General features: G+C 71.3%; 22 protein-coding genes, 1 pseudogene and 1 riboswitch. Of the genes and pseudogenes, 19 read left to right on the forward strand and 4 right to left on the reverse strand.

The window, feature by feature from the left end; translation table 11 throughout:
• Nucleotides 1-85 precede the first annotated feature (85 nt).
• From hpnC to ACWDGI_RS11130, 13 genes and pseudogenes are all read left to right on the forward strand, one after another.
• Nucleotides 86-988: a squalene synthase HpnC gene (gene hpnC / locus ACWDGI_RS11070; protein ID WP_450757645.1), complete on the forward strand. Its 903-nt coding sequence runs from the start codon at nucleotides 86-88 to the stop codon at nucleotides 986-988.
• Complete coding sequence (gene hpnD / locus ACWDGI_RS11075; RefSeq protein ID WP_450757647.1) at nucleotides 985-1,938, forward strand: presqualene diphosphate synthase HpnD; 954 nt, start codon at nucleotides 985-987, stop codon at nucleotides 1,936-1,938. The genes hpnC and hpnD overlap by 4 nt, the downstream gene beginning before the upstream one ends.
• A pseudogene (locus ACWDGI_RS11080) lies at nucleotides 1,938-2,015 on the forward strand (DUF6380 family protein); the annotation flags it as partial. The gene hpnD and the pseudogene ACWDGI_RS11080, both read left to right, overlap by 1 nt.
• Nucleotides 1,994-3,496 carry a hydroxysqualene dehydroxylase HpnE gene (gene hpnE / locus ACWDGI_RS11085; protein ID WP_450757649.1) on the forward strand — a complete coding sequence of 501 codons (1,503 nt, stop codon included), beginning with the start codon at nucleotides 1,994-1,996 and terminating at the stop codon, nucleotides 3,494-3,496. The pseudogene ACWDGI_RS11080 and the gene hpnE, both read left to right, overlap by 22 nt.
• On the forward strand, nucleotides 3,496-4,623 hold the full coding sequence (locus tag ACWDGI_RS11090) for a polyprenyl synthetase family protein (RefSeq protein WP_450757651.1): 1,128 nt from the start codon (nucleotides 3,496-3,498) through the stop codon (nucleotides 4,621-4,623). The genes hpnE and ACWDGI_RS11090 overlap by 1 nt, the downstream gene beginning before the upstream one ends.
• A 117-nt stretch (nucleotides 4,624-4,740) precedes the next feature.
• Nucleotides 4,741-6,732: a squalene--hopene cyclase gene (shc, locus tag ACWDGI_RS11095; RefSeq protein ID WP_450757653.1), complete on the forward strand. Its 1,992-nt coding sequence runs from the start codon at nucleotides 4,741-4,743 to the stop codon at nucleotides 6,730-6,732.
• Entirely contained in the window at nucleotides 6,733-7,374 is a 642-nt protein-coding gene (locus tag ACWDGI_RS11100) for a 5'-methylthioadenosine/S-adenosylhomocysteine nucleosidase family protein (protein WP_450757655.1), read from the forward strand.
• Between the two features lie 5 nt (nucleotides 7,375-7,379).
• Nucleotides 7,380-8,402: an adenosyl-hopene transferase HpnH gene (hpnH, locus tag ACWDGI_RS11105; RefSeq protein ID WP_450757657.1), complete on the forward strand. Its 1,023-nt coding sequence runs from the start codon at nucleotides 7,380-7,382 to the stop codon at nucleotides 8,400-8,402.
• Between the two features lie 4 nt (nucleotides 8,403-8,406).
• Nucleotides 8,407-9,564: a flavodoxin-dependent (E)-4-hydroxy-3-methylbut-2-enyl-diphosphate synthase gene (ispG, locus tag ACWDGI_RS11110; RefSeq protein ID WP_450757659.1), complete on the forward strand. Its 1,158-nt coding sequence runs from the start codon at nucleotides 8,407-8,409 to the stop codon at nucleotides 9,562-9,564.
• A 27-nt stretch (nucleotides 9,565-9,591) separates the two neighbouring features.
• Entirely contained in the window at nucleotides 9,592-11,604 is a 2,013-nt protein-coding gene (gene dxs / locus ACWDGI_RS11115) for a 1-deoxy-D-xylulose-5-phosphate synthase (RefSeq protein WP_450757661.1), read from the forward strand.
• Nucleotides 11,601-12,986: an aspartate aminotransferase family protein gene (locus ACWDGI_RS11120; protein ID WP_450757663.1), complete on the forward strand. Its 1,386-nt coding sequence runs from the start codon at nucleotides 11,601-11,603 to the stop codon at nucleotides 12,984-12,986. The genes dxs and ACWDGI_RS11120 overlap by 4 nt, the downstream gene beginning before the upstream one ends.
• Before the next feature lie 92 nt (nucleotides 12,987-13,078).
• Entirely contained in the window at nucleotides 13,079-13,702 is a 624-nt protein-coding gene (locus tag ACWDGI_RS11125) for a helix-turn-helix domain-containing protein (RefSeq protein ID WP_450757665.1), read from the forward strand.
• The gene (locus ACWDGI_RS11130; RefSeq protein WP_123972047.1) at nucleotides 13,699-13,821 is read left to right on the forward strand and encodes a DUF6126 family protein; all 123 of its coding nucleotides are present in this window, start codon (nucleotides 13,699-13,701) and stop codon (nucleotides 13,819-13,821) included. The genes ACWDGI_RS11125 and ACWDGI_RS11130 overlap by 4 nt, the downstream gene beginning before the upstream one ends.
• 22 nt (nucleotides 13,822-13,843) lie before the next feature.
• Here ACWDGI_RS11130 and ACWDGI_RS11135 read toward each other — a convergent pair whose 3' ends face one another.
• A complete protein-coding gene (locus ACWDGI_RS11135) occupies nucleotides 13,844-14,641 on the reverse strand; it encodes a tyrosine-protein phosphatase (RefSeq protein ID WP_450757667.1) in 798 nt (265 codons plus the stop codon).
• Between the two features lie 174 nt (nucleotides 14,642-14,815).
• On the opposite strand from ACWDGI_RS11135, the gene ACWDGI_RS11140 reads away from it, so the two are divergent.
• The 3 genes from ACWDGI_RS11140 to ACWDGI_RS11150 all read left to right on the forward strand — a co-directional run bounded on the left by ACWDGI_RS11140 (nucleotide 14,816) and on the right by ACWDGI_RS11150 (nucleotide 19,356).
• The gene (locus ACWDGI_RS11140; protein WP_450758459.1) at nucleotides 14,816-16,900 is read left to right on the forward strand and encodes an alpha-galactosidase; all 2,085 of its coding nucleotides are present in this window, start codon (nucleotides 14,816-14,818) and stop codon (nucleotides 16,898-16,900) included.
• Between the two features lie 310 nt (nucleotides 16,901-17,210).
• Nucleotides 17,211-17,370, forward strand: a riboswitch (cyclic di-AMP (ydaO/yuaA leader).
• A 4-nt stretch (nucleotides 17,371-17,374) separates the two neighbouring features.
• Entirely contained in the window at nucleotides 17,375-18,331 is a 957-nt protein-coding gene (locus ACWDGI_RS11145) for a M23 family metallopeptidase (RefSeq protein WP_450757669.1), read from the forward strand.
• Nucleotides 18,332-18,570: 239 nt separating this feature from the next.
• The gene (locus tag ACWDGI_RS11150; protein WP_450757671.1) at nucleotides 18,571-19,356 is read left to right on the forward strand and encodes an SGNH/GDSL hydrolase family protein; all 786 of its coding nucleotides are present in this window, start codon (nucleotides 18,571-18,573) and stop codon (nucleotides 19,354-19,356) included.
• A 44-nt stretch (nucleotides 19,357-19,400) separates the two neighbouring features.
• Here ACWDGI_RS11150 and ACWDGI_RS11155 read toward each other — a convergent pair whose 3' ends face one another.
• Complete coding sequence (locus ACWDGI_RS11155; RefSeq protein WP_450757673.1) at nucleotides 19,401-20,003, reverse strand: TetR/AcrR family transcriptional regulator; 603 nt, start codon at nucleotides 20,001-20,003, stop codon at nucleotides 19,401-19,403.
• 9 nt (nucleotides 20,004-20,012) lie between these two features.
• The gene (locus ACWDGI_RS11160; RefSeq protein WP_450757675.1) at nucleotides 20,013-20,564 is read right to left on the reverse strand and encodes an N-acetyltransferase family protein; all 552 of its coding nucleotides are present in this window, start codon (nucleotides 20,562-20,564) and stop codon (nucleotides 20,013-20,015) included.
• Between ACWDGI_RS11160 and ACWDGI_RS11165 the strand changes: the two genes are divergently transcribed.
• Nucleotides 20,563-21,165 (forward strand): helix-turn-helix domain-containing protein, encoded by a 603-nt coding sequence (locus tag ACWDGI_RS11165; protein ID WP_450757677.1) that lies wholly within the window; start codon nucleotides 20,563-20,565, stop codon nucleotides 21,163-21,165. The genes ACWDGI_RS11160 and ACWDGI_RS11165 overlap by 2 nt on opposite strands.
• A complete protein-coding gene (locus ACWDGI_RS11170) occupies nucleotides 21,162-21,431 on the forward strand; it encodes a hypothetical protein (RefSeq protein WP_450757679.1) in 270 nt (89 codons plus the stop codon). The genes ACWDGI_RS11165 and ACWDGI_RS11170 overlap by 4 nt, the downstream gene beginning before the upstream one ends.
• 12 nt (nucleotides 21,432-21,443) lie before the next feature.
• Here ACWDGI_RS11170 and ACWDGI_RS11175 read toward each other — a convergent pair whose 3' ends face one another.
• Nucleotides 21,444-22,622: a Glu/Leu/Phe/Val dehydrogenase dimerization domain-containing protein gene (locus ACWDGI_RS11175; protein ID WP_450757681.1), complete on the reverse strand. Its 1,179-nt coding sequence runs from the start codon at nucleotides 22,620-22,622 to the stop codon at nucleotides 21,444-21,446.
• A 138-nt stretch (nucleotides 22,623-22,760) separates the two neighbouring features.
• On the opposite strand from ACWDGI_RS11175, the gene ACWDGI_RS11180 reads away from it, so the two are divergent.
• Complete coding sequence (locus ACWDGI_RS11180) at nucleotides 22,761-23,978, forward strand: MBL fold metallo-hydrolase (protein WP_450757683.1); 1,218 nt, start codon at nucleotides 22,761-22,763, stop codon at nucleotides 23,976-23,978.
• Nucleotides 23,979-24,058 lie beyond the last annotated feature (80 nt).

Below are 24,058 nucleotides of genomic sequence, written 5' to 3' on the forward strand. Positions count from 1 at the left end.
GTAGAACGGGAGATGTGACGGCAATGGCTACGGAAACTCCCCAGCTCAACGCAGGCCACGCCGTCCCGGCCCCGGGCAGCGAACGGTGACGGCGACCACCCCGGCGCGCACCGCAGACGCCGAGCGCGGCACCCTGGACAAGGCCGCGGACGAGAATTTCCCGGTGGCCCCGTTCTTCCTGCCGAGGGCCTGGCGTGACGACCTGATGGCGGTGTACGGCTTCGCCCGCCTCGTCGACGACATCGGGGACGGCGACCTGGCCCCCGGCGGCGCCGACGCCCGCCTGCTCGGAGTCTCCCCGGAGGAGGCCGAAAACCGCCTGGTCCTCCTGGACGCCTTCGAGGCAGACCTCGGCCGTGTCTTCGACGGCACCCCGCACCACCCTCTGCTGCGCCGCCTCCAGCTCACGGTCGGCCGCCGGGACCTGGCCCCCGAGCCGTTCCTCGGGCTGATCGCCGCCAACCGCCAGGACCAGCTCGTCAAGCGGTACGAGACCTACGACGACCTGCTCGCCTACTGCGAGCTGTCCGCCAACCCCGTCGGCCGCCTGGTCCTCGCCGTCACCGGCACCTCGACCCCCGAGCGGATCCGCCTCTCGGACGCGATCTGTACCGCACTCCAGATCGTCGAACACCTCCAGGACGTGGCCGAGGACCTCGGCCGCGACCGGATTTATCTGCCCGCCGCGGACATGAAGCGCTTTCATGTCCAGGAGGCGGATCTCGCCAGGAAAACCGCGGGCGCATCGGTGCGAGCACTGGTTGCATACGAAGCACAACGCGCCCGCGATCTCCTGAATGAAGGCGCCCCCCTGGTGGGTAGCGTCCACGGCAGGTTGAAGCTGCTGCTCGCGGGGTTCGTGGCGGGGGGAAGGGCGGCGATCGCAGCGATCGCCGCCGCCGAATACGACGTACTTCCCGGCCCGCCCAAGCCCGGCAAGGGCCGGTTGCTGCGTGAGGTGGGCGTGACTCTGCGAGGAGAGGGGTGATCCGGACCGTGGACTCTCCCACACATGTGTCCGCACCGGTACTCGCCGCCTACAGCTACTGCGAGACCGTCACCGGACAGCAGGCACGGAACTTCGCCTACGGCATCAGGCTGCTGCCTGCGCCCAAGCGGCGCGCCATGTCGGCGCTCTACGCCTTCTCCCGGCGCGTCGACGACATCGGCGACGGCGTGCTGGCCGACGACGTGAAGGCGGCCCGGCTGGAGGACACCCGGGCGCTGCTCGCCCGGGTCCAGGACGGCGCGGTCGACGAGGACGACACCGACCCGGTCGCGGTCGCCCTCGCACACGCCGCCCAGGCCTTCCCGATCCCGCTGGGCGGCCTGGACGAGCTGATCGACGGCGTGCTGATGGACGTGCGCGGCGAGACCTACGAGACCTGGGACGACCTCAAGGTCTACTGCCGCTGTGTGGCCGGCGCGATCGGCCGGCTCTCGCTCGGTGTGTTCGGCACCGAACCGGGGGCGCGCGGCGCCGAGCGCGCGCCGGAGTATGCCGACACGCTCGGGCTCGCGCTCCAGCTCACCAACATCCTCCGGGACATCCGCGAGGACGCCGGGAACGGCCGTACCTATCTGCCCGGCGACGACCTCGCCAAGTTCGGCTGCGCCGCCGGGCTCCACGGGCCGACCCCGCCGGAGGGCTCGGACTTCGCGGGGCTGGTGCACTTCGAAGTGCGGCGCGCCCGTGCCCTGTTCGCCGAGGGCTACCGGCTGCTGCCCATGCTCGACCGGCGCAGCGGCGCCTGTGTCGCCGCCATGGCCGGCATCTACCGCCGGCTGCTCGACCGCATCGAACGGGAACCGGAGGCGGTGCTGCGCGGCCGGGTCTCGCTGCCCGGACGCGAGAAGGCGTACGTCGCCGTGCGCGGCCTGTCCGGACTCGACACCCGGCGCCACACCTCCCGCCGGACCGTCAGGAGGCGCGCCTGATGGACGAAGTGGGCCACGCTGACGCCGCCGGAGAAAAACGGCAGGCAACCCTCCGGTGCGGCGCCGCGTCCCTGACTGCGACGGCCCGCCCTGCCCCGTTCCACCGGCACGGCGGGCGGGCAGGGGAGGCTGCACGATGACCGACGGCACGCGATCCGAACGGACGCACGACGACATCCCGTCCGGGCGCACCGCCGTCGTGATCGGCGGCGGCCTGGCCGGCGTCACGACCGCGCTGGCACTCGCCGACGCCGGGGTGCACGTGACGCTGCTCGAGGGCAGGCCGCGCCTCGGCGGGCTCGCCTTCTCCTTCCAGCGCGGCGACCTGACCGTCGACAACGGCCAGCATGTGTACCTGCGTTGCTGCACCGCCTACCGCTGGTTCCTCGACCGCATCGAGGGCGCGGCGCTGGCACCGCTCCAGGACCGGCTCGACGTGCCCGTGCTCGACCTCGCCAAACCCGAGGGGCGCCGGCTCGGCAGACTCCGCCGGGATCCCCTGCCGGTACCCCTGCATCTGGGACGCAGCCTCGCCGCCTACCCGCATCTCTCGCTCGCCGAGCGCGCCAGAGTGGGCCAGGCCGCTCTCGCCCTGCGAGCACTCGATCTCGGCGATCCCTCGCTCGACGCACAGGACTTCGGCAGCTGGCTGGCTGCCCGAGGCCAGTCGGCGCGGGCCATCGAGGCACTGTGGGACCTGGTGGGGGTCGCCACCCTCAACGCGGTGGCCCAGGACGCCTCCCTGGCGCTCGCCGCGATGGTGTTCAAGACCGGTCTGCTGTCCGACCCCGGCGCGGCCGACATCGGCTGGGCCCATGTGCCGCTGGGCGAACTGCACGACCGGCTGGCCCGCAAGGCGCTCGACTCCGCGGGCGTGCGCACCGAGGTCCGTACACGCGTCACCTCCGTCTCCACTAACGAGAACGGGACGTGGAGCGTTCAGGTTCCCGGCGAGACGCTCACCGCCGACACCGTGGTGCTCGCCGTGGCCCAGCGCGAGGCGTACGACCTGCTGCCCGAGGGTGCCCTCGACGCCCCGGAGAACCTGCTGGAGATCGGCACCGCGCCGATCCTCAACGTCCACGTGGTCTACGACCGCACGGTCCTCACCAAGCCGTTCTTCGCGGCCCTGGGCACCCCGGTCCAGTGGGTGTTCGACCGCACCCACGCCTCCGGGCTGCGCGAGGGCCAGTACCTCGCGCTGTCCCAGTCGGCCGCACAGGACGAGATCGACACACCCGTGGCCGTCCTGCGCGAGCGCTATCTGCCCGAGCTGGAACGGCTGTTGCCCGGCGCGCGCGGCGCCGCGGTCGAGGACTTCTTCGTGACCCGGGAGCGCACCGCGACCTTCGCCCCCACCCCCGGCGTCGGGCGGCTGCGGCCCGGCGCCCGCACCAAGGCACCCGGCCTCTACCTGGCCGGAGCGTGGACCGCCACAGGGTGGCCCGCGACCATGGAGAGTGCGGTCCGCAGCGGTGTGAACGCGGCCGACGCCGTGCTGCGCACCCTGGGCCGGCCCCGCCCCCGTCACCTCTTCGAGTTCGAGGAGGCGGCGTGATGCTCGATCAGCAGGCGGCAGGCCCCCGCACCCCCGGTACCGCAACAAGAGGAGAAACTGTGCCCACTGTGCCCCCGGCCGAGACGGCTGCCGACGCGGTGGACGTGACCGCGCTCCTGGAGCGCGGCCGGACCCTTGCCAACCCGGTACTGAAGGCGGCCGTCGACCGCCTGGCACCCCCCATGGACACCGTGGCCGCCTACCACTTCGGCTGGATCGACGCCGAGGGCAACCCCGCCGACGGCGACGGCGGCAAGGCCGTACGGCCCGCGCTCGCCGTGCTCTCCGCCGAGGTCACCGGCGCCGCCCCCGAGATCGGCATCCCCGGTGCCGTCGCCGTGGAACTCGTCCACAACTTCTCGCTGCTGCACGACGACCTGATGGACGGCGACGAACAGCGCCGCCACCGTGACACCGTCTGGAAGGTGCACGGCCCCGCCCAGGCCATCCTGGTCGGCGACGCCCTGTTCGCCCTCGCCAACGAGGTGCTGCTGGAGCTCGGCACCGTCGAGGCCGGCCGCGCCACCCGCCGGCTCACCACCGCCACCCGCGCCCTGATCGACGGCCAGGCACAGGACATCTCCTACGAGCACCGCGACCGGGTCAGCGTCGAGGAGTGCCTGGAGATGGAGGGCAACAAGACCGGCGCGCTGCTCGCCGCCTCCAGCTCCATCGGCGCGGTGCTCGGCGGCGCCGACGACCGCACCGCCGACACGCTGGAGAAGTACGGCTACCACCTCGGCCTCGCCTTCCAGGCCGTCGACGACCTCCTCGGCATCTGGGGCGACCCGGACTCCACGGGCAAGCAGACCTGGAGCGACCTGCGCCAGCGCAAGAAGTCCCTGCCGGTGGTCGCCGCGCTCGCAGCGGGCGGCCCCGCCTCCGAGCGGCTCGGCGAGATCCTCGCCGCAGACGCCAAGAGCAGCGACTTCGAGAACTTCTCCGAGGAGGAGTTCGCCGCCCGCGCCGCCCTCATCGAGGAAGCCGGCGGCCGTGAGTGGACCGCCGAAGAGGCGCGTCGTCAGCACACCATCGCCATCGAGGCCCTGCACGCCGTCGACATGCCCGACCCGGTCCGGGCGCAGTTCACGGCGCTCGCGGACTTCGTCGTCGTACGAAAGAGATGATCATTATCGGTCGAATAGTCCTCGCGTAGTCGCCGGCCGGTGCGAGCGCGCAACCAGCACCGGCCGACGGCGGACCCACAGCAGAACGATTTCGCACGACTGCACGAAGGGGAAGCCATGACAGCGACGACCGACGGAAGCACCGGGGCCACCCTGCCGCCCCGCGCTGCCTCGGCCAGCACCGACCTCACCACCCCCGCGGCGGCCGGGGTACAAGAAGCCGCCGAACGCGCCGCGAGGCGTGCCACCGACCATCTGCTCGCCCGGCAGGACGCGCAGGGCTGGTGGAAAGGTGACCTGGAGACCAACGTCACCATGGACGCCGAGGACCTGCTGCTCCGTCAGTTCCTGGGTATCCGGGACGAGTCCACGACGACCGGCGCCGCGCTCTTCATCCGCGGCGAGCAGCGCGAGGACGGCACCTGGGCCACCTTCTACGGCGGTCCGGGCGAACTCTCCACCACCATCGAGGCGTACGTCGCCCTGCGGCTGGCCGGGGACGCTCCCGACGCGCCCCACATGGCGAAGGCGTCGGCCTGGATCCGCGAGCGCGGCGGGATCGCCGCCGCCCGGGTCTTCACCCGGATCTGGCTGGCCCTGTTCGGTTGGTGGAAGTGGGAGGACCTGCCCGAACTCCCGCCGGAGCTCCTGTACTTCCCCAAGTGGTTCCCGCTCAGCATCTACAACTTCGGCCAGTGGGCCCGGCAGACCATCGTGCCGCTCACCGTCGTCTCGGCCAAACGCCCGGTGCGCCCCGCACCCTTCCCGCTGGACGAGCTCCACACCGACCCGGCCGCCCCCAACCCGCCGCAGCCCCTTGCCCCGGTGGCCAGTTGGGAGGGCGTCTTCCAGCGGCTCGACAAGGTTGTCCGCGGCTACCGCAAGGTCGCGCTGCGCCGGCTGCGCGGCTCCGCCCTGAACTCGGCCGGCCGCTGGATCGTCGAACGCCAGGAGAACGACGGCGCCTGGGGCGGCATCCAGCCGCCGGCCGTGTACTCGGTGATCGCCCTGCACCTGCTCGGCTACGACCTCGAACACCCCGTGATGCGTGCCGGCCTGGAGTCGCTGGATCGTTACGCCGTGTGGCGCGAGGACGGCGCCCGGATGATCGAGGCCTGCCAGTCCCCGGTGTGGGACACCTGTCTGGCCGCCATCGCCCTCGCCGACGCGGGCCTGCCCGCCGACCATCCGCAACTGGTCAAGGCCGCCGACTGGATGCTCGGCGAGCAGATCGTGCGGCCCGGCGACTGGGCCGTGAAGCGCCCCCAGCTCCCGCCGGGCGGCTGGGCGTTCGAGTTCCACAACGACAACTACCCCGACATCGACGACACCGCCGAGGTCGTCCTCGCGCTGCGCCGGGTCAAGCACCACGACCCGGAGCGGATGGAGAAGGCCATCGGCCGCGGGGTGCGCTGGAACCTCGGCATGCAGTCGAAGAACGGCGCCTGGGGCGCCTTCGACGTCGACAACACCAGCCCGTTCCCCAACCGGCTGCCGTTCTGCGACTTCGGCGAGGTCATCGACCCGCCCTCGGCCGACGTCACCGCGCACGTCGTGGAGATGCTCGCCTTCGAGGGCATGGCCCACGACCCGCGCACCCGGCGCGGCATCGAGTGGCTGCTGGCCGAACAGGAGCCGGACGGCTCGTGGTTCGGGCGCTGGGGTGTCAACTACGTGTACGGCACCGGCTCAGTGGTGCCCGCGCTGGCCGCGGCCGGGCTGCCCGCCTCGCATCCGGCGATCAGACGCGCGGTGACCTGGCTGGAGCAGGTCCAGAACGAGGACGGCGGCTGGGGCGAGGACCTGCGCTCCTACAAGTACGCCGGCGAATGGAGCGGGCGCGGCGCCTCCACCGCCTCCCAGACGGCCTGGGCCCTGATGGCGCTGCTCGCGGCGGGGGAGAAGGACTCCAAGGCCGTCGAGCGGGGCGTGCGGTGGCTCGCCGAGACCCAGCAGGAGGACGGCTCCTGGGACGAGCCCTACTTCACCGGCACCGGGTTCCCCTGGGACTTCTCCATCAACTACCACCTCTACCGGCAGGTCTTCCCGCTCACCGCGCTCGGCCGGTACCTCCACGGCGAGCCCGTGCCCGAGGCCGAGAGGAGCTGAATGAGTACCACGCCCGCTCCGGCTCCGCTGCTGATCGCCTGCGCGCTCGGCATCGAGCACTTGGCCCTGCGCGCCGGCGAACGCGGCGGCGCGGGCGGGCCGGTCACCGTGCTGCGCACCGGCATGGGCCCCAGGGCGGCGGAACGGTCCGTCACCCGGGTCCTGGCCGACCCGGCGCTCGCCGGTGCCGCCGTGCTGGCCACCGGCTTCTGCGCGGGACTGGCCCCCGGGATGCACCCCGGCGACCTGGTCGTCGCCGAGGAGACCCGGGATCCGCGCGGCAGTGTCCCCTGCGTCGGCACCGAACTCCTCGTGAAAGAACTCGTGCGGACCGTACCCGGCCGCACGGTCCACACCGGCCCCGTCACCGGCTCCGATCACGTCGTCCGCGGTCACGAACGGTCCGATCTGCTCGCGACCGGCGCAATCGCGGTCGACATGGAGTCGGCGGCCACGCTCCTGAGCGCCGTGCGCGCGGGCGAACGCCCGGTTGCGGCCGTCAGGGTGGTCGTGGACGCTCCTGAACATGAACTCGTCCGGATCGGCACGGTGCGCGGTGGAATATCGGCTTTCCGCGTTCTTCGATCCGTTCTTCCAGCTTTCTTCGAATGGCACCGTTCTTTGTTGCTCCCCCGGAGGTGAGCCAGATGGCCATGCCGCTGCGCCAGTCCATCAAGGTCGCGACTTACTTGGCTGAACAGAAGCTCCGCAAGCGGGACAAGTTCCCACTGATCGTGGAGCTGGAACCCCTCTTCGCATGCAACCTGAAGTGCGAGGGCTGCGGCAAGATCCAGCACCCGGCAGGCGTGCTCAAGCAGCGCATGCCGGTCGCCCAGGCCGTCGGGGCGGTGTTGGAGTCCGGTGCGCCGATGGTGTCCATCGCGGGCGGCGAGCCCCTGATGCACCCGCAGATCGACGAGATCGTGCGGCAGTTGGTGGCGAAGAAGAAGTACGTCTTCCTCTGCACCAACGCCATGCTGCTGCGCAAGAAGATGGACAAGTTCACCCCCTCTCCCTACTTCGCCTTCGCGGTGCACATCGACGGGCTGCGTGAGCGGCACGACGAGTCCGTGGCGAAGGAGGGCGTGTTCGACGAGGCGGTGGCGGCCATAAAGGAGGCCAAGCAGCGCGGCTTCCGGGTGACCACCAACTCGACCTTCTTCAACACCGACACCCCGCAGACCATCATCGAGGTGCTCAACTTCCTCAACGACGACCTCAAGGTCGACGAGATGATGATCTCGCCCGCCTACGCCTACGAGAAGGCCCCCGACCAGGAGCACTTCCTCGGTGTGGCACAGACCCGCGAGCTGTTCAAGAAGGCCTTCGCGGGCGGCAACCGGCGCAAGTGGCGGCTCAACCACTCCCCGCTCTTCCTGGACTTCCTGGAGGGCAAGGTCGACTTCCCGTGCACGGCCTGGGCGATCCCGAACTACTCGCTCTTCGGCTGGCAGCGCCCCTGCTACCTGATGAGCGACGGGTACGTGCCGACGTACCGCGAGCTCATCGAGGAGACCGACTGGGACAAGTACGGCCGCGGCAAGGACCCGCGCTGCGCCAACTGCATGGCGCACTGCGGCTACGAGCCCACCGCCGTCCTCGCCACCATGGGGTCCCTGAAGGAGTCGCTGCGCGCCATGCGCGAGACGGTCACCGGAAACCGGGAGTGACCGCATGACCGCCATCTCCCTGGGCCTCCCCGAGGTCCCGGCCCGGCCGGTCGCCGAGCGGCGTGTGTCGCGGCAGATCAACGTCGGACCGGTGGCCGTCGGGGGCGGTGCCCCGGTGTCGGTGCAGTCGATGACCACGACCCGTACGTCGGACATCGGCGCCACCCTCCAGCAGATCGCCGAGCTGACCGCGTCCGGCTGCCAGATCGTCCGCGTCGCCTGCCCCACGCAGGACGACGCGGACGCCCTGGCGACCATCGCGAGGAAGTCCCAGATCCCGGTGATCGCGGACATCCACTTCCAGCCCAAGTACGTGTTCGCGGCGATCGAGGCCGGCTGCGCGGCCGTCCGCGTCAATCCCGGCAACATCAAGCAGTTCGACGACAAGGTCAAGGAGATCGCGGCGGCCGCGAAGGACCACGGCACGCCGATCCGGATCGGGGTCAACGCCGGCTCGCTGGACCGCCGGCTCCTTGAGAAGTACGGGAAGGCGACCCCGGAGGCGCTGGTGGAGAGCGCTCTCTGGGAGGCCTCGCTCTTCGAGGAGCACGACTTCCGGGACATCAAGATCTCCGTCAAGCACAACGACCCGGTCGTGATGATCGAGGCCTACCGGCAGCTGGCCGCCCAGTGCGACTACCCGCTGCACCTCGGCGTCACGGAGGCCGGGCCGGCCTTCCAGGGCACGATCAAGTCGGCGGTCGCCTTCGGCGCGCTGCTCTCCCAGGGCATCGGCGACACCATCCGGGTGTCGCTGTCCGCCCCGCCGGCCGAGGAGGTCAAGGTCGGCATCCAGATCCTGGAGTCCCTGAACCTCAAGCAGCGGCGCCTGGAGATCGTCTCCTGCCCGTCCTGCGGCCGCGCCCAGGTCGACGTCTACAAGCTGGCGGACGAGGTGACGGCAGGGCTGGACGGGATGGAAGTTCCCTTGCGTGTCGCCGTCATGGGATGCGTGGTCAACGGCCCCGGCGAGGCACGGGAGGCCGACCTCGGCGTCGCCTCCGGCAACGGCAAGGGCCAGATCTTCGTCAAGGGCGAGGTCATCAAGACCGTCCCCGAGTCGAAGATCGTGGAGACCCTCATCGAGGAAGCGATGAAGATCGCCGAACAGATGGAGCAGGACGGCGCCGGGTCCGGAACACCCGCCGTCACCGTGAGCTGAACAGCACGGACCGAGAGGGGGCCGAGCGTGACGATTCTGGAGACCATCCGGGGACCACGCGACCTGAAGGCGCTGTCCGAGGCGGAGCTTGGTGAACTGTCCGAAGAAATACGTGAGTTCCTGGTGCATGCGGTCGCCAGGACCGGCGGTCACCTCGGCCCCAACCTGGGCGTCGTGGAACTGACCGTCGCACTGCACCGGGTCTTCGAGTCCCCGGTCGACCGCATCCTCTGGGACACCGGTCACCAGAGTTATGTGCACAAGCTGCTGACGGGCCGTCAGGACTTCTCCAAGCTGCGCGGCAAGGGCGGCCTGTCCGGGTACCCCTCGCGCGAGGAGTCCGAGCACGACATCATCGAGAACAGCCACGCCTCCACCGCGCTCGGCTGGGCCGACGGCCTGGCCAAGGCCCGCCAGGTACAGGGGGAGAAGGGCCATGTCGTCGCGGTGATCGGCGACGGCGCGCTGACCGGCGGGATGGCCTGGGAGGCGCTCAACAACATCGCGGCCGCCAAGGACCGGCCGCTGATCATCGTCGTCAACGACAACGAGCGGTCGTACGCGCCCACCATCGGCGGCCTCGCCAACCATCTCGCCACCCTGCGCACGACCGACGGCTACGAGAAGATGCTGGCCTGGGGCAAGGACGTACTCCTGCGCACCCCGATCGTCGGCAACACCGTCTACGAGTCCCTGCACGGCGCCAAGAAGGGCTTCAAGGACGCCTTCGCCCCGCAGGGCATGTTCGAGGACCTGGGCCTCAAGTACGTCGGCCCGATCGACGGCCACGACATCAGGGCGGTCGAGTCGGCGCTCAGGCGCGCGAAGCGCTTCCACGGGCCGGTGCTGGTGCACTGCCTCACGGAGAAGGGGCGCGGGTACGAACCCGCCCTCGCCCACGAGGAGGACCACTTCCACACCGTCGGCGTGATGGACCCGCTCACCTGCGAGCCGCTCGCGCCGTCCAACGGGCCCTCCTGGACGTCGGTGTTCGGCGACGAGATCGTCCGGATCGGCGAGGAGCGCGACGACGTCGTGGCGATCACCGCGGCCATGCTGCACCCGGTCGGCCTCGGCAAGTTCGCCGCGCGCTTCCCCGACCGGGTCTGGGACGTGGGCATCGCCGAGCAGCACGCGGCGGTCTCGGCGGCGGGTCTCGCCACCGGCGGACTGCACCCGGTCGTCGCCGTCTACGCCACATTCCTGAATCGTGCCTTCGACCAGTTGCTGATGGACGTGGCGCTGCACCGCTGCGGGGTGACGTTCGTCCTGGACCGGGCGGGTGTCACCGGGGTCGACGGTGCCTCCCACAACGGGATGTGGGACATGTCCGTGCTCCAGGTGGTCCCGGGCCTGCGGATCGCCGCCCCGCGCGACGCCGAGCAGCTGCGCCTTCAGCTGCGGGAGGCGGTCGCCGTGGACGACGCGCCCACGCTGGTGCGGTTCCCGAAGGAGTCGGTGGGTCCGGAGATCCCCGCGGTCGACCGGATCGGCGGACTGGACGTGCTGCATCGTGGTGCGGACGCCCAGGTGCTGCTGGTCGCGGTCGGTGTGATGGCACCGGTCTGCCTCCAGGCCGCGGAGCTGCTGGCCGCCCGGGGCATCGGCTGCACGGTCGTGGACCCCCGTTGGGTCAAGCCCGTGGACCCCGCGCTGCCGGTCCTGGCGGCCCAGCACGAGCTGGTGGCCGTCGTCGAGGACAACAGCCGGGCGGCCGGCGTCGGCGCGGCGGTCGCGCTCGCGCTGGGTGACGCGGAAGTCGACGTGCCGGTACGGCGGTTCGGGATTCCGGAGCAGTTCCTGGCGCACGCCAAGCGGGGGGAGGTGCTGGCAGACATCGGGCTGACGCCGGTGGAGATCGCGGGGCGGATCGGAGCGAGTCTCGCGGGGCGGGGGGCCGAGCGCGCCTACGGAGGTGCCGCGGGGGGCCGTGCGGCGGGTACGGCTCCGTCCGGACTGGTCGCGCAGTTCCCCGCGCCCCTTCGGGGCGCCTCAGCCGAGGGCGCCGTCATGGACGGCGCTTACAAGGAGAAGGAATGAGTACGGAGTTCGACCTCGGTGCGCTGCTGGCCGAGCGTGGTGGTGAGCGGTATGAGCTGCATGCCAAGTACCTGAACCATCAGTTGCCGCGCATGCTGCACACCATCGGCTTCGACAAGGTCTACGAGCGGGCCGAGGGCGCCCATTTCTGGGACGAGGACGGCAACGACTACCTGGACATGCTCGCCGGGTTCGGGGTGATGGGCCTGGGCCGCCACCACCCCGTCGTCCGCAAGGCCCTGCACGACGTCCTGGACGCGCAGCTGGCCGACCTCACCCGCTTCGACTGCCAGCCGCTGCCCGGACTGCTCGCCGAGCGGCTCCTTGCCCACAGCCCGCACCTGGACCGGGTGTTCTTCGGCAACAGCGGCACCGAGGCGGTCGAGACGGCGCTGAAGTTCGCCCGCTTCGCCACCGGCAGACCCCGCGTCCTCTACTGCGACCACGCCTTCCACGGCCTGACCACCGGCTCGCTGTCGGTCAACGGCGAGGACGGCTTCCGGGACGGCTTCGCGCCGCTGCTGCCCGACACGGCCGTACCCCTCGGCGATCTCGACGCCCTGGCACGCGAGCTGAAGAAGGGCGACGTCGCCGCCCTGATCGTCGAGCCGATCCAGGGCAAGGGCGTGCACGAGGCACCGCCCGGCTACCTGCGCGGCGCCCAGGAGCTGCTGCACAGGCACAAGGCGCTGCTGATCGCCGACGAGGTGCAGACCGGCCTCGGCCGTACCGGCGACTTCTACGCCTACCAGCACGAGGACGGTGTCGAGCCGGACCTGGTGTGCGTCGCCAAGGCGCTGTCCGGCGGTTATGTCCCGGTGGGGGCGACCCTCGGCAAGGACTGGATCTTCAAGAAGGTCTACTCGTCCATGGACCGGGTGCTGGTCCACTCGGCGAGCTTCGGCGCCAACGCCCAGGCGATGGCGGCCGGACTCGCCGTCCTCTCCGTCATGGAGAACGACCAGGTCGTCGCGGGCGCGCGGGTCGTGGGGGAGCGGCTCAGGTCACGGCTCACCGAGCTGATCGACAAGTACGAGCTGCTCGCCGACGTACGCGGCCGGGGTCTGATGATCGGCATCGAGTTCGGCAGGCCCAGCTCGCTCAGGCTCCGCAGCCGCTGGACCATGCTCCAGGCCGCCCGCAAGGGCCTCTTCGCGCAGATGGTCGTCGTACCGCTGCTGCAACGGCACCGGATCCTCACCCAGGTCTCCGGCGACCATCTGGAGGTCATCAAGCTCATCCCGCCGCTGATCGTCGACGAGACGGACGTGGACCGCTTCGTGGCCGCCTTCACGGACGTGATGGACGACGCGCACAGCGGCGGCGGCCTGATGTGGGACTTCAGCAAGACCCTCATCAAGCAGGCGGTGGCCAACCGCTGACATCCGGCGGGGGTCTCCTGTGGGGGCCTCCGCCTTTTTGTCTCTGAGGCAAGAAAATTGCCGCTGAGGCAATAGCCGGGCTCAATGGAGACATGAACGCCTCAGACCCGGCGCCTCCCGCCGGTCCCGGCGACGACCTGCCCGCCGTCGCCCCGCAGCTGCGCTCCCTGCGTCGCCGTGCCGGCCTGACCCTGGAGGCCGCGGCCCGGGACGCCGGGCTGTCGCCGGCCCACCTCTCCCGGCTGGAGACCGGGCAGCGTCAGCCCTCGCTGCCGATGCTGCTCACACTCGCACGTGTCTACGGTACGACGGTTTCCGAGCTGCTCGGCGAGACGGTCGCCGACAAGGACGCGATCGTACGGGCCGCGGACATGGAGCCGACCCGGGCGGGCGGCTGGACGTACTGGCAGGCCGGGGCGTCCGGCCGCGGCATGCAGTCACTGCGCGTCCGGGTGCCGTACGGCACCCAGGGCGACATCGTGCGGGTGCACCCCGGCGAGGAGTGGCTGTACGTCCTGCACGGGCGGCTCCGGCTGCGCCTCGGTGACACCACCCACGTCCTCGCCCCCGGCGACAGTGCCCACTTCGACTCGCTCACCCCGCACCGGCTCGCCGCCGAGGACCACGACGGGGTCGAGCTGCTGTTCGTCCACACCCTGCTGCAGAGTCCCCTGGCCGCGTTGTGCCTGGGGCCGATCACTGGAGAGCTGCCGTGAGCAACATCGAGGAGAAGTTCCCCCGGGCCCTGTGGGTCCGGCTGATCATCTACATCGCCGTCGGGCACGTCTTCGCCGCGTTCCTCTACCTGCTGTTCGCCGTCGGCGGCAAGGGCTGAGCGCTCCCGTCCTGGCCCGGCCTCAGTCGAGCAGGCGCCCGCGCAGCCGCTCGCGGGTCTCCGGGGTGAGCTTCAGGCCCTGCTCCAAGTACGTGTCGACGTCACCCCACGTCTCCTCGATGCTCTCGAAGGCCGCCGTCAGATACTCCGTGCGGGCCTCGAAGAGCGGGCTCAGCAGTTCCATCACCTCGGGGCTGTACGCGCTCTCCCCGCCGCCGCTGCGCCGCACCCTGTAGCGGCGGTGCTTGGCGTTGGACTCCAGGTAGTCGGCGAGGATCGCGTCCCGCTCCACGCCCACCGCCAGGAGCGTCACGGCTATGGAGACGCCCGCCCGGTCCTTGCCGGCCGCGCAGTGCATCAGCGCCGGGACGCTGTCCTCGGCGAGCCCGTGCAGGACGCGCGAGTGCTCCTCGGTGCGGTCCCTGACGATCGTGCGGTACGACCTGACCATCCGGTTCGCCGCCTTGCCGTCGCCCAGGAGGCCGCGCAGCTGCTCGATGTCGCCCTCGCGGACCATCGTCCAGAACTCGGCGCCGTGTGCCGGGTCGGTCAGCGGCAGGTTCACGTTCCGCACGCCGGGCAGCTCGACGTCCGGGCCCTCGAGCTTCTGGTCGGCCGCGTTGCGGAAGTCGAAGATCGTGTGCAGGCCGAGGGAGGCGAGGAACTCCGCGTCCTGCTCCGTCGCGTGCGCCAGATGCCCGCTGCGGAACAGCACACCGTGCCGGACCCGGCGCCCGTCCACGGTCGGCAGGCCGCCCACGTCACGGAAGTTGCGCACACCGGCCAGCTCGGGCTCGGTCGACGGGACCTGCTGCGTCACGGGGGCTCCTCCCGGTCGGACCCGTCGGCGCTGTTCGTCGACGGGCACTGGATCGACCATACGACATCGGTTTCCACAGGCAATGAGTTGTCCACAGGCGTTGCCTCCGACGGCCCGCGCCCTTGATGATGTTGGTGCTTGAGCGGATCTGTTGGCACCTGTGTGAGGTTTCTCGTGGTGGACATCGCCGAAAACGGTCGTACGTGGCTCCTGTCGGGCCCGGGCAGCAGCTACGCGCTGCACCTCACGGAGGGCGACGAACTGCTCCACCTCCACTGGGGCCCGAAGATCGGGCTCGCCGACGCCGAGGAGCTCAGCACCCGGGCGCTGCCCGGCTACTGGGCCTTCGAGTCCCCGCTGGACGGCCGTGAGGAGTACCCCGTCGAGGGCGGCCCCCGTTTCGTCCGCCCCGCGCTCTCCGTGCGCACCGAGGAGCGCCGCGGCACCGAGTGGACCTTCGAGTCGTACGAGACGGAGGGCGACGCGGCCGACGAGGAGTTGCGTCTGCGCTTCCGGGACGACGGGATCCTCATCACCCTGCACTACCGGATGCGCGGCGACGTCGTCGAGCGCTGGGTGACCGTCGACAACCAGGGGGACGCGCCTCTGGAGCTGCTGCGCGCCGACCCGGCCGCCTGGACGCTCCCCGACCGCGAGGGCTGGCGCCTCTCCCAGCTGCACGGCCGCTGGGCCGCCGAGTCCCGCCTGACCAGCGCGCCCCTCACCTACGGCGAGAAGGTCATCGGCAGCCGCCGCGGCCACACCAGTCACCAGCACCTGCCCTGGGTCGCCCTCGACACCGACGCCACCGAGGAGCGCGGCGAGGTCTGGGGCTGCGCCCTCGGCTGGTCCGGCTCCTGGCGGATCGCCGTCGCCCAACTCCCGGACGCGCGCGTGCAGATCACCGGCGGCGCCGGCTACGACGACTCGGGCCTGCTGATGCTGGCCGAGGGGGAGTCGTACACCAGCCCTCTCTTCGCGGGCCTGTGGACCGACGGCGGCTTCGGCGGGGCCAGCCGGGCCTGGCACGCCTACCAGCGGGCGTACGTCATCCCGGACGCCGACCGGGACCGGCCGGTGCTGTTCAACTCCTGGGAGGCCACCACCTTCGACATCTCCGAGGAGCAGCAGGCCACCCTCGCCCGCCGGGCCGCCGCGATCGGCGTCGAGCTGTTCGTGGTCGACGACGGCTGGTTCGGCAAGCGCACCAGCGACCGCGCGGGCCTCGGTGACTGGACGCCCAACCCGGACCGCTTCCCCAAGGGTCTCAAGCCCCTCGCCGACCACGTGCACGCCCTCGGCATGCAGTTCGGCATCTGGGTCGAGCCCGAGATGGTCAACGCGGACAGCGACCTGTACCGCGCACACCCCGACTGGGTGCAGTACCAGCAGGGACGAAAGCGGACGGAACTACGCAATCAACTCGTCCTCAACCTCGCCCGCGAGGACGTCCAGGAGTACCTCTGGGGGCAGCTCGACACCCTGCTGTCCAGCGCCCCGATCGACTACGTCAAGTGGGACTTCAACCGCTGCTTCACCGACGCGGGCTGGCCCGGTGAGCCCTACCCGCAGCGGCTGTGGGTCGACCACGTGCGCGGGCTGTACGCCCTGCTCGACCGGATCCGGGCGGCCCACCCGAACGTGGCCATCGAGTCCTGCTCCGGCGGTGGCGGCCGGATCGACCTCGGCATCATGAGCCGCACCGACGAGGTGTGGACCTCCGACAACACCGACCCGCTGGACCGGCTCGCCATCCAGCACGGCTTCAGCCAGATCCACCCGGCCCGGGTGATGTCCGCCTGGGTCACCGACAGTCCGAACCACCAGCTCAACGGCCGGGTCAGCAGCCTGCGGTTCCGCTTCGTCAGCTCCATGGCAGGGGCGCTCGGTGTCGGCGGGGACCTCTCGCGGTGGACCGAGGACGAGCTGGCCGAGGCCGGCCGCTGGGTGGAGCTCTACAAGGACATCCGGCCCCTGGTGCAGCGCGGCGACCAGTTCCGGCTGCGGCCGCCGACCGGCGGACTCAGCGCGGTGCAGTACACGCTCGGTGACGAGACCGTGGTCCTCGCCTGGCTCCAGGCGCAGAGCTACGGCGAGCCGATGCCGGCGCTGCGGCTGCGGGGGCTCGACCCGGCCGCGTCGTACGAATGCCGCGAAACGGGCGAAGTGCACCGCGGTGCCGTCCTGCTGCACCACGGGCTGCGTACGGAGTTGCGCGGCGACCTGGATGCGACGGTTCTCCGGCTGCGTCGCATCTGAGCCTTCTGTCCGAATTGGTGCCTTCATTGCAACTCGGTCCGGAATAAGGGGACGTGGCGTGACGTGCGTGAGGAGCGTCATATTCGTGACCGTCCGTCGCGCGTCATGTTCACGTAATTCCCGTGCTTTTCGGGGAGATTGGAAAAGCGCGTAAGATCGGAATCCACGGAGGGTGACCGGGAATTCCCGTAACGGATCAAGCGAAACTCGGACAGACGGAACCAGCCGCTTGTTCACGTGCGTCCTACTCGCTTACGTTCGCCACGCATCCGGACGGAATGCCTAATCCTGCCGCCGCCCGGAGTCCCCACACACACACTCACCCGTGCCCGGCAGGAGCGGGGGACCCACCAGGTATACCGCCTGTTCCGGTTCCCGGGACGGCTAGGGGTGTAGCCACGTCTTCCCGCGTGGCCGGGCAGCTCCAGCCCGAACCCGACAGCTCACCTCGCAGGCGCCGGAGAGGAATGCGTCATGCCCGCGAAGGGTAAGCACCGCCGCCCCAAGTCCCAGCGTTTCACCCGCTCGATGGCCGTCGCCGGAACCGGTGGCGCCGCGCTGGCTCTGCCGCTCATGGGGGCCACCGGCGCCCACGCGGCCACCTCGCAGTCCGTTTCCGAAAAGACCACGCAGTCGCTTCCGACCGTCGAGAAGACCGTCGTCCAGGATTCCGGCACCGGGAATTCCACGCGCCGCGTCTACACGGTGGTGCCCGGCGACTACCTTTCGAAGATCGCCCGGGATCACCACCTCGACGGCGGCTGGCACCGGCTCTACGCCGACAACCGGCAGGCGGTCGGCGACAACCCCTCGCTGATCCACCCCGGTCTCCGGCTCACGTTCGGCGGCCGCCACGCCGCGACGACGGACACCCCGAGCCCGGACTCCTCCCCGTCGCGGACGTGGTCCCACGCGCAGTCCTCCGCCCCCTCCTCGTCGTCCTCGAACGCGGCCTCGTCCTCGAACGCGGCCTCGTCCTCGAACGCGGCCTCGTCCGCGGACGCGCCGACGACGACCGCCTCCGGTTTCGCCCTCCCGGTGACCGGTGGCACCGTCGGTACCGGCTACCACGTGGCCGGCAGCATGTGGTCCAGCGGCTACCACACCGGCGTCGACTTCGTCGTCCCGACCGGTACCCCGGTCAAGGCCGTCGGCGCGGGCACGGTCGTCACGGCCGGCTGGGGCGGCGCCTACGGCAACCAGGTCGTCATCAGGCTCGCCGACGGCTACTACGCGCAGTACGGCCACCTGTCCGCGCTCTCCGTCTCGGTCGGCCAGACCGTGACCGCGGGCCAGCAGGTCGGCCTCTCCGGTGCCACCGGCAACGTCACCGGCCCGCACCTCCACTTCGAGATCCGGACCTCCCCCGACTACGGCTCCGACATCGACCCGGTCGGCTACCTCCGCGCCAAGGGCCTCGCCGTCGGCTGACCCGGAACCCCCACTGATCTGACACGCACTCCGAAGGCCGGACCCCCGATCCCCGGGTCCGGCCTTCGGGCGATCGACGCTTCAACGCCGTTGTTCGGAGGCTTATTCCTGGCTTGGTCGAGTATTTAGGCGTGTCTTATCTCACCGTTCGTCAACCCCTTATTACGGTCGCGTAGGTCACAGTCGAAGGTGAATCATGGTCCGACGTGGCAGACGATTCGAAGAGTGACAATGCATCAGTGATCGGGTCGTACGTGGCGGTGGGGGACAGCTTCACCGAGGGCGTGGGCGACCCCGGCCCCGACGGGGCGTTCGTCGGCTGGGCGGACCGGTTCGCGGTACTGCTGTCGGACCGGCAGCCCGAGGGCGACTTCGAGTACACCAACCTCGCGGTGCGCGGGAAACTGCTCGACCAGATCGTGGCGGACCAGGTGCCGCAGGCCCTGGAACTCGCTCCGGACCTGGTCTCCTTCTCCGCGGGCGGCAACGACATCATCCGCCCCGGCACCGACCCCGACGAGGTGGCCGAGCGGTTCGAGCGGGCCGTGGCCCAACTGACCGAGGCCGTCGGCACGGTTCTGGTGACCACCGGGTTCGACACCCGGGGCGTGCCCGTCCTCAAGCATCTGCGCGGCAAGATCGCCACCTACAACGGCCACGTCCGGGCCGTCGCCGACCGGTACGGCTGCCCGGTTCTCGACCTGTGGTCCCTGAAGACCGTGCAGGACCGGCGGGCCTGGGACGGCGACCGGCTGCACCTGTCTCCCGAAGGGCACACGCGGGTGGCGCTGCGGGCCGGTCAGGCGCTCGGCGTCGAGGTGCCGGCCGACCCGGACCAGCCGTGGCCGCCGCTGCCGCCCCGCGGCACCCTGGAGGTCCGCCGCGACGACGTGCACTGGGCCCGTGAGTACCTGGTGCCGTGGATCGGACGGCGGCTGCGCGGCGAGTCGTCGGGCGACCACGTCACGGCCAAGGGGACGCTCTCCCCGGACGACATCAAGATGCGGATCGCGTCCGTGGCCTGAGGTCACGGGGGCGGGTGAGGGGCGGCATCCTCGCGGGCCGCCCCTCACTGTTCCCCGGGCAGCCCCAGTTCGCGCGCCAGCGCCTCGTCGACCCACTCCTGCGCCCGGGAGCGCGACAGGGCGCCCGGGTACGAGGTGAGCTGGACGGCGAGCCCGTCGAGGAGGGCGGTCAGCCGCAGTGCCGAGGCCGTGGGGTCGGGGCACCGGAACTCACCGGCGGCCACCCCTTCGGCGATGACCTCGGCGAGCGCCGCCTTCCACTGCTGGTCCAGCTCCTTGGTGACCTCCCGCAGGGCGGGTTCGCGCAACGCCACCGCCCAGCCCTCGATCCACAGCCGCCAGCCCTTGGCCTGCCCGGTCGGGGCGTACCAGCGCACCGCCGTCCGCAGCCGGCGCGACGCCGACGTGCGGCGGCCCAGCAGTTTGCGCAGATGCGCCAGGTCGTCCTCGGCGGCGTAGGCGAAGGCGGCGGCGACCAGCTTCTCCTTCGTCGAGAAGTGGTACAGCACCAGCGCGTTGCTCACGCCGAGGGACGAGGCGACGTCGGCGATCCGTACCGCCGCCACGCCCCGCGCCTCGATCTGCTCGATGGCGGCCCGCAGCAGTTCCTCCCGCCGCTCGGCCACGCTCAACCGCACTCTCGCCACGCGGTCACCCTAATCGGTCGCACTCCCGCGCGTGTCGCCGTCCCGGTCCAGCGGCAGCCGCATGAGCGTGAGGTCCAGCCGGCGGCCGAACTTGACGCCCACCTCCCGGATCGTGCCGGCGTGCTCGAAGCCGAACCGCCGGTGCAGCCGGACCGACGCACTGTTCTCCGCCTCGATGCCGGCGATCATGACGTGGTGGCCGGCCTCCCGCGCCGCGGCGACGAGAGCGCCCAGCAGTGCCGAGCCGATGCCGAGCCCGTGCCGGTCCTCCCGCACATAGACGGAGTCCTCCACCGTGTGCCGGTAGCCGTCCAGCTCGCGCCACGGGCCGTACACCGCGAATCCGGCCACCTCGCCCGCCACTTCGGCCACGAACGCCGAGCCGCGCCCCAGATGGGCGGCGAGCCAGGCCGCACCCTCGGCGGGGGTCTGTGTGGTCTCGGTCCACAATGCCGTCGAATGCTCGACCGCGTGGTTGCGGATCGCGCGGACGGCCTCCGCGTCAGCGGGGCGGGCCGGGCGGATCCGCACCTCCCCATCTCTCTCGTATATTGGATTCATGTCCAACATAGTAGATCCGTCGACGGACTCCCTGGCGGCGGGGATCGCCGCCCGTGTCCGCACCGAGCGGGAGCGCCGCCGCTGGACCCTGGCGCAGCTCGCGGACGCCTCCGGTGTCTCCCCCGCGATGATCAGCCGGATCGAACGCGGCGAGAGCAGCCCCACCGCCGTCGTCCTCGGTAAGCTGTCCGCCGCGTTCCAGCTGAGCGTCGCCTCCCTGCTGGCCCTCGCCGAAGGCGCGCAGGGCACCACGGCCGACTCCGCGGGAGTGCGGCGCGGCGCCGACGCGCCCGAGTGGCGCGACCCCGGCACCGGCTACCGGCGCCGCCAGATCACCGGACCGCGGTTCCCGGCGGACATCGCCGAGATCCGCCTGCCCGCCGGGGCCCGGGTGCCCTATCCGGCTGCCGCCTTCGCCTTCGTACGACAACTCGTCTGGGTCCTCGACGGCCGACTGACCTTCCACGACGGCGACACGGTCCACGAACTCGACGCCGGCGACACCGTCGAACTCGGCCCGCCGGCCGAGCGCGTCTTCGCCAACACCGGCGACGCCGAGTGCCGCTACGCCGTCGTCCTCACCCGCGACACACAGCCGTGAACCCGCCCCTGTCCCGAGGGAGCACCTTCCTGCTGGCCGCCCCAGCCGGCACGGCGACCGCGAACAACTACGCCGTCCAGCCCGCGCTCACCGCGGTCGCCGCCGACCTGGACGTGCCGCTCGCCACGATCGGCCTGGTGCCGACCGCCGCGCTCACCGGCTGCATGACCGGCTTCGCCCTGCTGCTCGACGCCTCCGGCCGGCAGGGCGCCACCCTCACCGCCCTCTTCGCGCTGCTCCTCGCCCTGCTGCTCGGGCGCCGCTGAGCACCCGCCCCCTCACCGGTACCAGCCGAACCGTTCCGCGATCACCGGCAGCCGGTCGCTCACCAGGGCGTGAGCCGCGGCGCGCGGGGTCGTGCCGTCGGACTCCGCGCGATCCAGCATCAGCTCCACCAGGGCCCGCATCGAGCGGCGGGTGTGGGCGAACGCCTCGTCCGCGTCCGGGCCGATGTCGCCGAACAGGGTCCACCACCACCAGGCGTTGGTACCCGAGTTGACCACCACGTCCGGCAGCACGGTCACCCCGCGCGCCGCGAGCCGCTCCTCCGCCTCGGGCAGCACGGGCATGTTGGCCGCCTCCACGATCCAGCGGGCGGTGACCAGGTGCTCGTTGGCAGCGTCGACGGCGTACGACACCGCCGCCGGCACCAGCACCTCCGCGTCGGCGGACAGCCAGGCGTCGCCCGGCAGTTCGAGATCGCCCGGGCGCAGCACCGCGCGGTCGACGGTGCCGTACGCGTCCCGCGCGCGCAGCAGCGCCTCGACGTCCAGCCCCGCCGGGTTGGCGATCGTGCCCTTGACGTCGGCGACGGCCACCACCGTGAGCCCCGCGCGGGCCAGGAAACGCGCCGTGGCCCCGCCCATCGTGCCCAGTCCCTGCACCGCGACCCGGGTCCCGGGATGCGGCACCCCGGCCCGGTCCAGGGCCGTCAGCGCCGACTCGGCGACCCCGCAGCCGCCGACCAGTTCGTCGAGGCCGATCCCGTCCACCTCGATGGCGAAGGCGTCCGCCAGCCGCCGCCGGGCCGCCGTCTCGTCGTCCAGCAGCGGATACACGGCCTGGATCGAGGAGACCAGCCCCGCCTCGGCGGCCGCCCGGTCCACCAGGTCCTGGGTCAGCCCGAGGTCCTCGCCGGTGGTCCAGAAGCTCTCGACGTACGGCCGCATGGCGCTCAGGTAGCGGACCAGCAGGGGGTACGCCCCCGGGTCCTGCGGATCGCAGTCGATGCCCCCCTTGGCGCCGCCCAGGGGAATGTAGCGGCCCTCGGGGTTGTAGTGCAGGGCCTCCTTCATCGTCATGCCGCGCGCCAGCCCGGTGACCTCCTCCAGGGTGCAGCCCGGCCGCATCCGCAGACCGCCGCTGGCCACGCCCCGCACCAGCCGGTCGACGACCAGGAAGCCCTGCCGGCCGGTGATGTGGTCGGTCCAGACGAGAGACATCAGTGGAGCGGCCATAGTGGCTCCCGAGAGGTTCGTGAAAGAGGGTGCTACTGAACAGTGGGTCAGTATCCGGAGCTGGGCCGCAGGGTGTCAACGCCGACCACCCGAGGGGCCGACCATAATGGAGGACCCCGCCACACCACTGGAGGTACCGTGACCCGTTTGCGTTCCCTGAGCTCCGGGCTCCGCGAGCTGCGGCCCGCTGCCTTCGGCGTGGACCCCAGCGGCGAGCGCATGGCCCGCATCCAGGGCTCACCGCACTTCAAGGACGGTGTCTTCCAGAACCCCGGCGGTACCACCCGGATGCGCCCCTCGGGCTCGATGCTCGACTTCGCGAAGACCTACTTCGAGAAGGAGCAGCGCGCCCGCCGCGCTCCCCGGGGCACCGTACCGGTGCACGCCACCACCGTCGCCGACCTCGCCCGGCCCGCCGCGAGCGGGCTGCGGGTGACCTGGATGGGGCACTCCAGCGTGCTCGCGGAGATCGACGGGCACCGCGTCCTGTTCGACCCCGTCTGGGGCGAGCGCTGCTCCCCGTTCCCGTTCGCCGGGCCCAAGCGGCTGCACCCGGCGCCGCTGCCGCTGGCCGCACTCGGCCCGGTCGACGTGGTGGTCATCTCGCACGACCACTACGACCACCTCGACCTGCCCACCATCAAGGCGCTGGCCGGCACGGACACCCTCTTCGCGGTGCCGCTCGGGGTCGGCGCCCACCTCGAACACTGGGGCGTCGCCTCCGACCGGCTGCGCGAGCTGGACTGGCACGAGGAGACCAAGGTCGGCGGGCTCACCCTGACGGCGACCCCGGCCCGCCACTTCTGCGGCCGTGGGCTGCGCAACACCCAGCACACCCTCTGGGCGTCCTGGGTCGTCGCGGGCGAGCGGCACCGGATCTACCACAGTGGTGACACCGGTTACTTCGAGGGCTTCAAGGACATCGGTGCCGACCACGGGCCCTTCGACGTGACGATGATCCAGATCGGTGCGTACAGCGAGTTCTGGCCCGACATACACATGACGCCCGAAGAGGGCATGCGGGCCCACCTCGACCTGCAGGGCGGCGGCCCGCACGGCGTGCTGCTGCCGATCCACTGGGGCACCTTCAACCTCGCCCCGCACGCCTGGGCCGAGCCGGGGGAGTGGACGAAGGACGCCGGCGACGTGGCGGCCCAGTCGGTGGCGCTGCCGCGTCCCGGCGAGCCCTTCGAGCCGTCCGTGAAGGTGCCCGCCGAACCGTGGTGGCGCTCGGTGTCGGCGCCGGTCACCGGGCCGTGGCGCGGCGCCGTCCCGCCGCGGAGCGAGGCCGGGCAACGAGACCTCGACCTGGCCGGCGAAGCGGTGGCGCCGGACGCGGACGATCTTGTGAAGTGAGGGCGCCGCCGGTGTGGCGGTGACGTGAAAGCGGCGTGCATGCCCCTGCACAACCTGGGCAGGGGCATGGGCATGAGTCA

This window comes from Streptomyces sp. NPDC001220 (assembly GCF_053597895.1).

Excerpts from the sequence above, each read along its gene's own strand:
- ACWDGI_RS11090 (WP_450757651.1), top strand. The coding sequence starts at position 3,496 with ATGCTCGATCAGCAGGCGGCAGGCCCCCGCACCCCCGGTACCGCAACA.
- shc (WP_450757653.1), top strand. The coding sequence starts at position 4,741 with ATGACAGCGACGACCGACGGAAGCACCGGGGCCACCCTGCCGCCCCGC.
- ACWDGI_RS11100 (WP_450757655.1), top strand. The coding sequence starts at position 6,733 with ATGAGTACCACGCCCGCTCCGGCTCCGCTGCTGATCGCCTGCGCGCTC.
- hpnH (WP_450757657.1), top strand. The coding sequence starts at position 7,380 with ATGGCCATGCCGCTGCGCCAGTCCATCAAGGTCGCGACTTACTTGGCT.
- ispG (WP_450757659.1), top strand. The coding sequence starts at position 8,407 with ATGACCGCCATCTCCCTGGGCCTCCCCGAGGTCCCGGCCCGGCCGGTC.
- ACWDGI_RS11120 (WP_450757663.1), top strand. The coding sequence starts at position 11,601 with ATGAGTACGGAGTTCGACCTCGGTGCGCTGCTGGCCGAGCGTGGTGGT.
- ACWDGI_RS11125 (WP_450757665.1), top strand. The coding sequence starts at position 13,079 with ATGAACGCCTCAGACCCGGCGCCTCCCGCCGGTCCCGGCGACGACCTG.
- ACWDGI_RS11145 (WP_450757669.1), top strand. The coding sequence starts at position 17,375 with ATGCCCGCGAAGGGTAAGCACCGCCGCCCCAAGTCCCAGCGTTTCACC.
- ACWDGI_RS11165 (WP_450757677.1), top strand. The coding sequence starts at position 20,563 with ATGTCCAACATAGTAGATCCGTCGACGGACTCCCTGGCGGCGGGGATC.
- ACWDGI_RS11160 (WP_450757675.1), bottom strand. The coding sequence starts at position 20,564 with ATGAATCCAATATACGAGAGAGATGGGGAGGTGCGGATCCGCCCGGCC.
- ACWDGI_RS11175 (WP_450757681.1), bottom strand. The coding sequence starts at position 22,622 with ATGGCCGCTCCACTGATGTCTCTCGTCTGGACCGACCACATCACCGGC.